The 12263-nt window shown below is 68.1% G+C and carries 12 protein-coding genes; 7 read left to right on the top strand and 5 right to left on the bottom strand.

Features of this window, described 5'->3' with window-relative positions; all coding sequences use genetic code 11:
- Positions 1-15: 15 nt before the first annotated feature.
- On the top strand, positions 16-1131 hold the full coding sequence (locus tag E0H50_RS41520; RefSeq protein ID WP_202868570.1) for a MerR family transcriptional regulator: 1116 nt from the start codon (positions 16-18) through the stop codon (positions 1129-1131).
- A gap of 1 nt (position 1132) precedes the next feature.
- On the opposite strand, the gene E0H50_RS41515 is transcribed toward E0H50_RS41520, so the two are convergent.
- A complete protein-coding gene (locus E0H50_RS41515) occupies positions 1133-1558 on the bottom strand; it encodes a MerR family transcriptional regulator (protein ID WP_131296704.1) in 426 nt (141 codons plus the stop codon).
- Between the two features lie 9 nt (positions 1559-1567).
- On the bottom strand, positions 1568-2608 hold the full coding sequence (locus tag E0H50_RS41510; protein WP_131296702.1) for an aminotransferase class V-fold PLP-dependent enzyme: 1041 nt from the start codon (positions 2606-2608) through the stop codon (positions 1568-1570).
- 145 nt (positions 2609-2753) lie between these two features.
- Between E0H50_RS41510 and E0H50_RS41505 the strand changes: the two genes are divergently transcribed.
- Positions 2754-3791, top strand: coding sequence for an aldo/keto reductase (locus E0H50_RS41505; RefSeq protein WP_131296700.1), 1038 nt, complete (start codon positions 2754-2756; stop codon positions 3789-3791).
- A gap of 16 nt (positions 3792-3807) precedes the next feature.
- Here E0H50_RS41505 and E0H50_RS41500 read toward each other — a convergent pair whose 3' ends face one another.
- A complete protein-coding gene (locus E0H50_RS41500) occupies positions 3808-4929 on the bottom strand; it encodes a peptidoglycan-binding protein (RefSeq protein WP_131296697.1) in 1122 nt (373 codons plus the stop codon).
- Between the two features lie 92 nt (positions 4930-5021).
- Between E0H50_RS41500 and E0H50_RS41495 the strand changes: the two genes are divergently transcribed.
- The 5 genes from E0H50_RS41495 (at position 5022) to arfA (ending at position 10756) form a co-directional block, all read left to right on the top strand.
- Positions 5022-6032, top strand: a complete 1011-nt coding sequence (locus tag E0H50_RS41495) for a LacI family DNA-binding transcriptional regulator (RefSeq protein ID WP_131296695.1) — start codon at positions 5022-5024, stop codon at positions 6030-6032.
- A gap of 92 nt (positions 6033-6124) precedes the next feature.
- Entirely contained in the window at positions 6125-7414 is a 1290-nt protein-coding gene (locus tag E0H50_RS41490; RefSeq protein ID WP_131296693.1) for an extracellular solute-binding protein, read from the top strand.
- An 11-nt stretch (positions 7415-7425) separates the two neighbouring features.
- Positions 7426-8367, top strand: a complete 942-nt coding sequence (locus tag E0H50_RS41485) for a carbohydrate ABC transporter permease (protein ID WP_131296691.1) — start codon at positions 7426-7428, stop codon at positions 8365-8367.
- Complete coding sequence (locus E0H50_RS41480; RefSeq protein ID WP_131296689.1) at positions 8364-9221, top strand: carbohydrate ABC transporter permease; 858 nt, start codon at positions 8364-8366, stop codon at positions 9219-9221. Before E0H50_RS41485 ends, E0H50_RS41480 begins: the two co-directional genes overlap by 4 nt.
- Before the next feature lie 35 nt (positions 9222-9256).
- Complete coding sequence (gene arfA, locus E0H50_RS41475) at positions 9257-10756, top strand: arabinosylfuranosidase ArfA (RefSeq protein WP_131296687.1); 1500 nt, start codon at positions 9257-9259, stop codon at positions 10754-10756.
- 19 nt (positions 10757-10775) lie between these two features.
- Here arfA and E0H50_RS41470 read toward each other — a convergent pair whose 3' ends face one another.
- Both E0H50_RS41470 and E0H50_RS41465 read right to left on the bottom strand, forming a co-directional pair.
- A complete protein-coding gene (locus tag E0H50_RS41470) occupies positions 10776-11237 on the bottom strand; it encodes a GNAT family N-acetyltransferase (protein WP_131296685.1) in 462 nt (153 codons plus the stop codon).
- Positions 11238-11326: 89 nt separating this feature from the next.
- Positions 11327-12263, bottom strand: a 937-nt coding sequence (locus E0H50_RS41465; RefSeq protein WP_238151699.1) for an HNH endonuclease signature motif containing protein, incomplete at its 5' end; no start/stop codon positions are given.

Genomic DNA, 12263 nt, shown 5'->3' with positions numbered 1-12263 from the left:
TCCATAGTCGGTGGCGTGAACGATCACTGGACCGTGGGGCGGGTGGCCGATCTGGCCGGTGTGAGTGTCCGCACGCTGCACCACTACGACGAGATCGGGCTCGTTCGGCCGTCGGCACGGACGTCGGCCGGCTATCGGGCCTATTCGGCGGCTGACGTCGAGCGGCTGCGGGAGGTCCTTGCCTATCGACGGCTCGGCTTCGGGCTGCAGGAGGTCGGCGAGCTGGTCGGCGACCCGTCCACCGATGCTGTCGCGCGCCTGCGCCAGCTGCGCGGGCTGCTGGTGGAGCGGCGTGATCGGACGGACGCCATGGTGCGGGCCATCGACAGGGAACTCGAGACGCGGGCGAAGGGACTGAGCGTGACACCGGAGGAGCAGCTGGGGGTACTCGGTGCGCGGCTGTACGACGTGATCGGCGGCGCGTACCCGGCGACACGGCGTACCGAGCCGCGGATCGCCGCGCGGATCTGGGAGGCGCTCGGGGATGCCGAGACGGTGCTGAACGTCGGAGCGGGCACCGGATCGTACGAGCCCGCCGACCGCGAGGTGACTGCGGTCGAGCCGTCGGAGGTCATGCGGGGCCAGCGACCGGCCGACGCGGCGCCGTGCGTGGCTGCCGCCGCGGAGAGTTTGCCGTTCGAGGACGACTCGTACGACGTTGCGATGGCTGTGTCGACCGTTCATCACTGGGCGGACCCGATCGCGGGGCTGCGTGAGATGCGCCGGGTGGCTCGTCGGGTGGTGGTCTTCACGTTCGATACCGACGAGCCTGGGTGGCAGGACCGGTTCTGGCTCACTCGGGACTATCTGCCGGAGTTCGCGTCGGTTCTCGAGGGCTTCCCCTCGATCGCCGGGATGGGCGACGCGATCGGGGCGCGCGCCGAGCCGGTACTTGTGCCTTGGGACTGCGCTGACGGGCTGTTCGAGGCGTACTGGCGGCGGCCGGAGGCCTACCTGGAGGAGCACGTGCGGCGGGCGATGTCGGTGTGGACGCGAGTGGGCCCGGAGGCCGAGCAGCGGGCGGTACGACGCCTCGACGAGGACCTAGCGTCGGGCCGGTGGGCCGAGCGCAACAACGAACTCGTCGACCTCGACGCGGCAGACCTCGGTCTCCGACTGCTGATCGCCTGAATCAGGAGGCTTCGCTGGCTGTCTGTGTGGATGGAGCTACCCACAGGCAGTCGGCGGTGCCGGCGTCTACGTGCTGCTGGTAGATGTCGACCTTCCAGGTGATCACGTTGAGGCACTCGTTGAGTTCCTCGATCTGCGCGCGCACATAGTCCTGATGGCTCTTGAGCAGGGCCAACCGGTCCGCCTCGTTGCCGGCCCCCTTCCGGACCAGCTCCGTGTACTTGCGGATGGTGTCCAGCGGCATCCCGGACGAGCGGAACTTGATGCACATGTTCAGCCAGTCGACGTCGTCCTCGGTGTAGACGCGCCGCCCGTTCGACTCCCGCCGTACCGCGTCCGCGAGCAGCCCCTCACGCTCGTAGAACCGCAGCGCGTGCACGCTCAACCCGGTCCGCTCCGCGACCTGCCCGATGCTCAGTCCGTCCATGCCCGCACCCTAACCTCGGATCAAAGGCTTCAGCGCGGACAGAGCCTGCTGTACGTCGTCACGGGTCGAGTAGATGTGGAACGACGCGCGCAACTTCCCGCCCCGTACGGCGGCCCGGATCCCGGCCGCCGCGAACGCCTCCTGCGCCCCGGGCAGTCGCGTACTGACGATCGCGCTGTTCGACGGCTCGAGCCCCAGCCCGGCGCGGAACTCGTTCGCCAGCGCGAGGTTGTGCCGGTTGATCGTCTCGACGCCGATCTCCTCGATCAGCTCGAGCGCGGGCGCCGCGCCGACGAAGCTGAACCAGGCCGGCGACTGGTCGAACCTCCGCGCGCCCGGGTCGAGTTCCATCACCGGCCCGTAGTACGACCCGTGGATGTCGCGTGCGGCGTACCAGCCCGCCGCCGACGGCCGGCAGCGCTCCTGCAACCGCGGCGACAGGTACCCGAGCGTCGCGCCGCGCGGTGCCATCAACCACTTGTAACTGTGGGCGATCAGCGCGTCGACGCCGTCGACCGTGATCGGATGCCAGCCGACCGCCTGGGTCGCGTCGATCACCACGAGCGCGCCGATCTGCTTGCTGGCGGCAACCACTGCGGGCAGGTCGAGGACGGCACCGGTCGACGACTGCACCGCACTCACCGCGACCAGGTCGATCCCCGGTGTGATGCGGCCGACCACGTCGTCACCCGGTACGGCGATCACCTCGATGCCACGATCCGCGTGCACCTGCCACGGGAACACGTTGGACGTGAACTCGACGTCGTCGGTCAGCACCTTCGCACCGTCCGGCAACGCGGCCGCGATCGGCGCCAGCGCCGCGGACACCGTGCTGCCGACGAACACGTTTTCCGAATCCGCACCGATCAGCCGCGCGAACGACTCCCGGGCCCGCGTCGTCGACCCGTCCCACGGCTCCCAACTCGTCGCACCGACCCGCCAGTCCGACAGCGCGGCCTGCAAGGCCTCCCACGCCGGCCGCGGCGGCAGCCCGTACGACGCGGTGTTCAACCAGCCGGGCTCCGGATCCCAAAGCTCCGCAATCTCCACTCCCCCACCTTACGGACCCCACTTTGAGCCCCCACCAACCGTTCTGCGGGCTGGAACTTGGTTGGTGGGGACTCAAGGTGCGGACTTGACCTAGAGCGCGGTCTAGCTCCTACGGTGCGGGACAGCGACTACCAAGGAGATGTTCATGCGCTATCGCACGCTGGGTGGGACCGGGATCGAGGTCAGTACGCACTGTCTCGGGGCGATGATGTTCGGTGCGGTCGGAAACCCCGATCATGACGACTGTGTCCGGATCATCCACGCCGCGCTGGACCAGGGGATCAACTTCGTCGACACCGCGGACATGTACTCCGCGGGCGAGTCCGAGACGATCGTCGGCAAGGCGCTGCGGGATCGCCGCGACGACGTCGTACTCGCCACCAAGGTGCACTTCCCGTTCACCGAGGGCCGGAACCGGAGCGGGAACTCGCGGCGCTGGATCACCCGGGCCGTCGAGGACAGCCTGCGCCGGCTCGGCACGGACTGGATCGACCTCTATCAGATCCACCGGCCGGACCACACCACCGACATCGAGGAGACGTTGTGGGTGCTCAGTGACCTGGTGAGTGCGGGCAAGATCCGCGCGTTCGGGTGCTCGGCGTTCCCGGCGGAGGACATCGTCGAGGCGTACCACGTCGCCGACCGGCGCGGGTACGGGCGATTCCGGACGAACCAGCCGCCGTACTCGATGATGGCTCGCGGCATCGAACGCTCGGTGCTGCCGACCTGTCGCCGGCTGGGGATGGGCGTGCTGACGTACAGCCCGCTCGCGTTCGGGTTCCTGTCCGGGAAGGTCCGCAAGAACCAGCCGCTCGGCCTGTCCGCGCGGGCCGCGCTCGCTCCGGATCGGTTCGACCCCGCACTGCCCGCGAACGCGGCGAAATACGACGCGGTGGAGCAACTGGTCGAAGTTGCCGACGGCATCGGTACGACGTTGCCCGAACTCGCACTCGCCTTCGTCACAACGCATCCCGCGGTCACCTCGGTCATCACCGGCCCCCGCACGATGGAGCAACTGGAGGGCCTGATCACCGCCGCAGACCTGACCCTCGACGACAAGACCCTCGACCGAATCGACGAAATCATCCCACCCGGCACCGACGTCTACCGCGCCGACGCCGCCTGGCAACCCCAATCCCTCACCGACATCACCCACCGCCGGCGCCCCCTCGCCGACCGCTGAACGCCCGGGTCATCGTCTACTTGCCTGCCTGGAGGGCTGTCCAGGTGACGGGGCCGACCACGCCGTCCACCACCAGTTGCCGGGTGCTCTGGTAGTCCTTGGCGGCGGCTTCGGTGAGGGGCCCGAACTGGCCGTCGATGACTACCGTTCGGGCGAGGGCGGCGGTGAGGGTTCGTTGGAGGCGGCGGACGTCGGGGCCGGTGGCGTTGAGGCGGAGGGTGGGTTGTGTGCCGGCCGCGAGTAACGCCGTCCAGGTCTTGGCACCGATGATGCCGTCGGCCGGCAGACCCACCTTTGTTTGGAAGGCTTTTGCGGCGTCTACCGTCGTGGAGTCGAAGTTGCCGGACGGCTCGTTGGTGCCGCCAAGGAGGCACTGGGCGGCGCGTACGGCGGGGCCGGTTGAGCCGGACTGGATTGTTGGGTACGACGTGAAGTCCAGGTTCGTGCTCGCGCAGGTCGACGTGCTGTTCACGAAGGCCTGGGCGGCCGCCTCGCCCTTGCTGACCGCGTCCGCCGCGTTCTCGATCGGCGTGGACGTCACGCCGGGGAACAGGATGTAGGTGACCACCGCGCCGTCTACTCCACCGGACGCCGGATTCGGATTGATCCCGAGCTGCTGCGCCAGTTTGTACGAGCCCTCGCCGACGATCCCGGTCGGGCCCTGGTCGCCGACGACGGCGTACGCGACCTTGTCCTGATACACGACCGCGGCAACGGTCGCGCCGCCGATGCCCGCCGTACGGTAGTCCCAGATCGAGCTCGGCAGCGGTACGACGATGAACGGCAACCCGGCCGAGTTCAGTGGACGTCCGTCGGACTGGTGCCACGAGGTGTCCGGCTGGAACGACGGATCGGTGTTCTCGTTGCACTGTGTCGTGCGCTGCCCGTCGCAGTCGATGTCGAAGTCGGCGGTCCAGTGCACCGCGTCCCCGGACCGGCAGACCGCGGCCGTCCTGGATCCGCCGGAGTCGTGGGCGTACTTCCCGTTCGACACCTGGGACTCGCAGGCCGCTCTGGACCGCAGCTGGTCGGCGGTCGGACCGGCCAGCTCGTCGGCCTGAGAATCACGCAGCGGCACCAGCAACGCCAACCCGGCCAGAGCCAGGGCAAGACAAAGCACGATCGATCGGCGAACCATCGCAACCTCCGAGGGGCGGAACGGAAGATGAAGGTTTTCGCCCATCACGGTACAGCTGATGGTTACTAATTGACAGCCCTTAGTCTGTGGCCATGGCGGTGACGATGCGCGATGTCGCGCGAGAGGCCGGGGTGTCCCCGAAGACGGTCTCGAACGTGATGAACGGGTACCCGTACATCCGCGAGGCGACCCGGGTCAAAGTGCTCGCCGCGATCGACGCCCTCGGCTACCGGATGAACTTCTCCGCCCGGAACCTCAAGTCCGGCCGGACCGGCGTGATCGGGCTGGCCGTCCCGGAGCTGAGCAACCCGTACTTCGCGGAGCTCGCCGACGCGGCGATCGCGGCCGCCGGAGAGCACGGCCTGACGGTGATGATCGAGACCACCGGCGCCGACCGCGAACGGGAGCTGACCGCGCTCACCCGGCCGCGCGGGCACCTGGTCGACGGCCTGCTGTACAGCCCGCTCGGTCTCGGCCCCGAGGACGTCGACCTGCTGCGCACCGAGACGCCGATGGTGCTGCTCGGCGAGCGGATCTTCCACGGCCCGGTGGACCACGTGATGATCGACAACGTCGCGGGCACCAAGGCCGTCGTACGGCACCTGCTCGACCAGGGCCGCCGGCGGATCGCGGTGATCGGGATCCGGCCCCGCGAAGGCGTCGGCACCGCGGCCATCCGGTACGGCGCCTATACCGAGACGCTGGCGGAGTACGGCGTCGAGGTGCCGGAGGGGCTCGCCGTCTCGGGCGGGAAGTGGCATCGGTCGAGCGGCGCGGACGCGATGGCGGAGCTGCTCGCGACCGGGGAACGGTTCGACGCCGTCTTCGCCCTCAACGACACGTTGGCGCTCGGCGCGATCCGGGCTCTGGCCGCGCACGGCGTGCGGATCCCGGACGACGTGGCGGTCGCCGGCTTCGACAACATCGACGAGGCCAGCTACAGCAGCCCGACCCTGACCACGGTCGACCCCGACCGCGTCCAGATCGCCCGGACCGCGGTCGAGCTCCTGGTCCAGCGGATGGCCGGTGACGACTCCGAGCACCACGAGATCGTCGCCCCCTACGAGCTCCACACCAGGGAATCCACGCTCGGCGCGAACTGACACCTTGACGGTCCCCGAGCACTCGGGCATCCTCTCTACACCGATGTAGTACACCGATGTAAATCCGTGCTCCACTTCCGCCTGGAGGACAGATGCCCCCTGACCCAGCCCTGTTCCGCCCGGGGCGTCGAGCAGTACTTGGTGGCCTGCTCGGCACCCTCGCCCTCACCGGGTGCGGCGCCCTCCGCTCCCAGCCCAAGGTCCGCGAATGGAACCTGTTCGGCGGCGGCGACGGCGCCCGCCTCCTGCAGATCCACCAGCAGTACGTCGCCGAGCACCCGGATGTCCTGTTCGAGGCGCACACGCTGGCCTGGGGCCCGCCGTTCTACACCAAGCTGGCGATGTCCGCGGCCGGTGGCCGGGCGCCCGAGGTGGCGACCCTGCACCTGTCCCGGCTGAAGGGTTTCAGCCCGACGACGATGCTCGACCCGATCCCGGTGGACCTGCTGGCGGACGCCGGCGTCACCGAGTCCGACTTCCTGCCGACGTCCTGGAACCGCGCGGTCGTCGACGGCAAGCTGTACGCCGTACCGCTGGACACTCATCCGTTCGTTCTCTACTACAACACCGAGATCTGTCAGAAAGCCGGGCTGCTCGGCGCGGACGGGAAGATCAAGACCGTCAAGGGCGTCGACGCGTTCCTCGACATGCTGAAGGCGGTCAAGGACGTGACCGGCAAGTTCGGCGCGTCGGTCGAGACCACCAACCCGTGGCGGCTCTGGTGGACGCTGTACGGCCAACTCGAAGGGAAGTTCTTCGACGAGACCGGCACCCGGCTCGTCCTCGACGACGCCAAGGCGCTGGAAGCCCTGACCCTGATGGCCAAACTCGCTGCCGACGGGCTCACACCACGGTCGTCGAACTACTCGGCGCTGGTCGCCCAGTTCACCAACGGTGACGCCGGCCTGAGTTTCAACGGTGAGTGGGAAGTCACGACGTACCAGACCGCGAAGATGCCGTTCAGTATGGCGCCGTTCCCGGTCGTGTACGACGTTCCGAAGTACGCCGGTGACGCGCACACGTTCGTGCTGCCGCACCAGAGCAACCGGAACAAGGACGACACGAAGGCGACGGTCGAGTACATCGCCTGGATGCTCAAGCACAGCGCGGAATGGGCAGCCGGCGGCCACGTTCCGGCGTACCAGCCGGTGGCGAAGAGCGACGAGTACCTGAAGCTCAAGCCGCAGGCGGAGTACCGCAGCGTGGCGCCGGACGTGCTGTTCGACCCGGACGCGTGGTTCAGCGGATCCGGTGCGCAGCTGCAGAACGAGGCCGCCGCGGCGTTCAGCGGTGTCTTCTCCGGTCAGGCGACGCCGAAGGACGCGCTCGCGCAGTTCAAGGCCGCCACCCAGAAGCTCCTCGACACCCCGTCCCCGGTCTAAGGAGGTCGGTCATGGCCGTAGAGACACCCCCACGCGTCACTGCCGGTACGCCGTCGACCACGGCGAAGCCGGAGACCGGACAGCCCTGGAAGGAACGCTGGGGCGGGCTGTTCTTCGTGGCGCCGTTCCTGCTGCTGTTCGTCCTGTTCATGCTCTGGCCGATCGTCTCCGGCCTGTGGAACAGCTTCTTCAACACCAGCCTGGCCGGCGTCAAGCAGGAGTTCCTCGGCCTGCAGAACTGGCGGGACCTGTTCGGCGACCCGGCCGTCTGGTCGTCGCTCAAGAACACCCTCGTCTTCACCGCGATGAGCACGCCGCCGCTGGTGGTCATCGCGCTCGTGATGGCGTTGCTCGCCAACCGCAAAGGCCTGCTCGGCTGGCTCCTGCGGTTCTCGTACTTCGCTCCGTTCGTCCTGCCGGCCACTGTCGTGACACTGATCTGGGTGTGGATCTACCAGCCCGGATTCGGCCTCGTGAACGGCCTGCTGACGGCCGGCGGGTTCACCGAGATCGACTGGCTGAACACCGAGAACCGGGCGATGCTCGCCGTGGTGATCACGACCGTCTGGTGGACGGTCGGGTTCAACTTCCTGCTCTATCTGGCCGCTCTGCAAGGGATTCCGGCCCAGGTGTACGAGGCGGCCGCGATCGACGGAGCGAACGGACGGCAGCAACTGTTCCGGATCACGCTGCCGTTGCTGAGCCGTACGACCGGGCTGATCGTCGTACTGCAACTCGTTGCGTCGTTGAAGATCTTCGACCAGATCTACCTGATGACGACCGGCGGCCCGAACCACGCGACCCGGCCGATCATCATGTACATCTACGAGACCGGCTTCACCAGCTACCGGATCGGTTACGCGTCGGCGATCTCGTACCTGTTCTTCGCGATCATCGTGATCGTCGCGGTCGCCCAGTTCAAACTCTTCTCCGGCCGAGGGGAGGCGGAATGACGACCGCTACGTTGCCAGCGGCAACAAAGCCGCCGCGCTGGAACTTCCCGAAGACGGCGAGCGCCGTCGGGGCGGTGATCCTCGCCGTCATCTGGCTGGTTCCGTTGCTCTGGGCCCTCGACACGTCGCTCAAGCCGGAGCCGGAGACGACCCGCGCCCCGATCACCTGGCTGCCTGAGTCTCCGACCACCGACGCCTACCGGAGTGTGATCGACCAGGGCGACCTGATCCGCTGGTTCTTCAACAGCACGATCGTGTCGGTGCTCGTGACGACGCTGACGCTGATCGTGTCGGTGCTGGCGGCGTACGGCTTCTCCCGGACCAAGTTCCCGGGGCGCAAGGTGCTGTTCGGACTCATCATCGCCGGCATCCTGGTACCGCCGCAGGTGCTGATCGTGCCGTTGTTCCAGGAGATGACCGGGCTCGGCCTGGTCGACACGTACTGGGGCATGGTGCTGCCGCAGGTGGTCGCGCCGGTGATGGTGTTCGTCCTGAAGAAGTTCTTCGACGGCATCTCCCGCGACTACGAGGACGCCGCCCGGGTCGACGGCGCGTCCCGCTGGCGGATCGTCTGGAGCGTGATGGTCCCGATGTCGCGACCGATCCTGGTCGCCGTCGGCATCTTCACCTTCATCGGGGCCTGGAACAACTTCCTCTGGCCCTTCATCGTGACCACCGACCCGTCAATGATGACGATTCCGGTCGGCCTGGCCAACGTGCAGGGCTCGTACGGCCTGCGCTACGCCCAGATCATGGCCTCGGCCGTCCTGGGTGGCCTTCCCTTGCTGATCGTCTACGCCTTGTTCCAGCGCCACGTCGTCCGCGGTGTGGGTGACGCGGGGATCAAGGGCTAGACACTGCTTTTGAACACCAAGACAGGAGCAACCTGGTGCCCGCTGCCACTTTGACCATCGATCCGGCGTTCACGATCGCGCCTGTGAACCGCCGGACCTTCGGAACCTTCGTCGAGCACATGGGCCGGTGCGTCTACACCGGCATCTACGAGCCCGGCCATGCCACCGCCGACGAGGACGGTTTCCGCAAGGACGTCCTGGAACTGACCCGTGAGCTGGGTGTTTCCGTGGTCCGTTACCCGGGCGGAAACTTCGTTTCCGGCTACCGCTGGGAGGACGGCGTCGGCCCGCGCGAGGACCGGCCGCGCCGTCTCGACCTCGCCTGGCACAGTGTCGAGACGAACGAGTTCGGGCTGGACGAGTTCAGCCGCTGGTGCGCGAAGGCCGGCGTCGAGCCGATGATGGCGATCAACCTCGGGACGCGTGGCGTCCAGGAGGCGCTCGACCTGCTCGAGTACACGAACCATCCGGGCGGTACGACGCTTTCCGACCTGCGCGAGCAGCACGGCGCGTCGCCGTACGGGATCAAGTTGTGGTGTCTCGGCAACGAGCTGGACGGCCCGTGGCAGGTGGGCCACAAGACGCCGACGGAGTACGGGCGGCTCGCGGCGGAGACCGCGCGGGCGATGCGGATGATCGACCGGGACCTGCAACTGGTCGCGTGCGGCTCGTCGTCGTCGAAGATGCCGCTGTTCGGGACCTGGGAACGGGACGTGCTGCGGGAGACGTACGAGTTCGTCGAGTACATCTCGTGCCACGCCTACTACGGCAACGACGACGGCGACACCGCGTCGTTCCTCGCGTCCGCGGTGGACATGGACCACTTCATCGAGTCCGTGGTGGCGACCGCCGACCATGTCGGCGCGGAACTCAAGAGCAGCAAGAAGATCGGCATCTCGTTCGACGAGTGGAACGTCTGGTACGGCGAGCGCTCCCGCCGCACCGACGGACCGGGCGACCGGTGGGAGGTGGCGCCGCGCCGGATCGAGGACGAGTACAACGTCACCGACGCGGTGGTGGTCGGCAACCTGCTGATCTCGTTGCTGCGGCACAGCGACCGGGTCGGCGTGGCCTGTCTCGCGCAGCTCGCGAACGTGATCGCGCCGATCATGACCGAGCCCGGCGGCGCCGCCTGGCGGCAGCCGACGTTCCACCCGTTCGCGATCACGTCCCGGCTCGCGGCCGGCCAGGTCCTGCGGGTCGAGACCGACTCCCCCACGGTCACGACGGCCAAGTTCGGCGAGGTCTCCGCCGTCGACGCGGTCGCGACCTACGACGACGGCAAGCTCGCGGTGTTCGCGGTCAACCGGTCGACCGAGGGCCCGATCGAGGTCACGATCGACGTCAGCCGGAGCGGGGCGTCGACCATCGACGAGGCCGTCATCGTCCATGACGCGGACGGACTGGCCACGAACAGCGCCGAGCAGCCTGACCGCGTTACCCCACAACAGGCCGACGCACAGCTCGTCGACGGCCTTTTGACGATGACGCTTCCGGCGATCAGCTGGGTCGCGCTGTCACTGTCCGCCGACTGAGCCTGGTTGCAGGTCCGGCTCAGCGCTGTGCTGAGCCGGACCTGCGGAACTGGGTAATCTGGATGCCGGGGGCAACTTCCACCTCGCCCACCGGGGCGTAACCGCGGGACTTGTAGAGGTTGACGGCCGGAAGGTTGGCCGAGCCCGTGGAGACCAGGCTGACCGGTCGCGGTGCGATCCGGTCGAGATGGTCGAGGAGGGCTCGGCCGTGGCCACGACGGGCGTGCGCGGGGTCGACGATCAGGCGGCTGATCTCCACCGAGTCCGCGGACAGTTCGTACGCGATCGCGCCGACGAGCAGCGGGCCGTCGTACCGGCCGAGCCAGAGTTCGGTCGAGGACATCAGGCCGTCGAGGTCTTCCTGGAGCGGCGGGATCCCGTCGAAGCCGATCAGCTCGGCCTCCACGGCGTACGCCGCGTGCTGGATCGTCAGCACTCGCGCCGCGAGAGCGCGGTCGGTCAGGTCGAGCGGCGTGATCACGGGTGCCAGGTTACCGCCGATCGGACAGTCAACGCATCGAGCATCGAAGTCCAGAACACCGCCGCCGGAACACAGTAGATGCGGAGAAGTCAGAATGGCGGCGGATCGTCCGGCGGTGGCCGGTTGGGGCATTTGATGATGGGGCCACGGGCCGGTGGGACGGTGGTGTAGCGGTGGCCGGTGGGCGCGGTCAGGGTGACCGAGCCGTCGGCGTGGGCAGTGGTTGACCATCCCCAGGCCTTGGTGTCCTTGATGACGTGGTGGTACTCGCAGTACGGCACCAGCCCGGCGAGGCTTGTCTCGCCGGATTGCGCGAAGGGTGTGGCGTGGTCGCGGTCGCATTCGCGTGAGGTGCGGTTGCAGCCGGGCCAGGCGCAGACGGGGTGGCGTGCGAGCAGGGTTTCGCTGACTACGGCGCCGGGGTCGTGGCGGTGGGTGGATGCTTCGAGGACGGTGCCGTTGGTCGGGTCGGTGAGGAGTCGTCGCCAGGTGCCGTCACGCGCGATCTGGCGTGCCATTTCCGCCGGAACAGGTCCGTATCCGCTCAGCTCGCAGGGGTCGTCGTCCATCCCGAGGAGGGTGGTGATCGGGATGAGGACTTCGATGTGGGGTCGTCGTCGGTGCCGGTCGGGCAGGCGGCGGCCGAGCCAGTCGAGGCCGTTGTGCAGCATGTGGTCGAACACGTCGGCCACGACGTCGGCCCGCCGCTGCTCAGCGGTCCGCTTGTCCTTGGCCGGCTCGTTCCCGACCAGCTCGTCCCTGATCCGTTGGTCCGGCTCAGCCGGTGGCTCGTCCGGCTTCTCAGCAGGCTTCGTGGTGGCCGGGTCGTTCGTGGGGGTTCCGTTCGCGGGTGCTGTCGGGACGGTGCCGGCGGTGTCGAAGGGGATGCTCTTGCCGGTGGTCTCGGTGGTCTCGGTGGGGGTTGGGGTGGGGCGTTTGGCGAGGTCGGCCATGGCTTGGATGACGATCCACATTTGCTGGATTTTGTCGGCGGTGTGGACGACCCAGAGTCCGGCCATGCCGTCG

It is taken from the genome of Kribbella sindirgiensis (assembly GCF_004331435.1).
Taxonomy (GTDB): domain Bacteria; phylum Actinomycetota; class Actinomycetes; order Propionibacteriales; family Kribbellaceae; genus Kribbella; species Kribbella sindirgiensis.
The sequence above is the reverse complement of the archived record's forward strand: the minus strand, read 5'-3'. Positions and strand labels throughout refer to the sequence as shown.

Excerpts from the sequence above, each read along its gene's own strand:
- E0H50_RS41480 (WP_131296689.1), top strand. The coding sequence starts at position 8,364 with ATGACGACCGCTACGTTGCCAGCGGCAACAAAGCCGCCGCGCTGGAAC.
- E0H50_RS41485 (WP_131296691.1), top strand. The coding sequence starts at position 7,426 with ATGGCCGTAGAGACACCCCCACGCGTCACTGCCGGTACGCCGTCGACC.
- E0H50_RS41515 (WP_131296704.1), bottom strand. The coding sequence starts at position 1,558 with ATGGACGGACTGAGCATCGGGCAGGTCGCGGAGCGGACCGGGTTGAGC.
- E0H50_RS41505 (WP_131296700.1), top strand. The coding sequence starts at position 2,754 with ATGCGCTATCGCACGCTGGGTGGGACCGGGATCGAGGTCAGTACGCAC.
- E0H50_RS41500 (WP_131296697.1), bottom strand. The coding sequence starts at position 4,929 with ATGGTTCGCCGATCGATCGTGCTTTGTCTTGCCCTGGCTCTGGCCGGG.
- E0H50_RS41495 (WP_131296695.1), top strand. The coding sequence starts at position 5,022 with ATGGCGGTGACGATGCGCGATGTCGCGCGAGAGGCCGGGGTGTCCCCG.
- E0H50_RS41490 (WP_131296693.1), top strand. The coding sequence starts at position 6,125 with ATGCCCCCTGACCCAGCCCTGTTCCGCCCGGGGCGTCGAGCAGTACTT.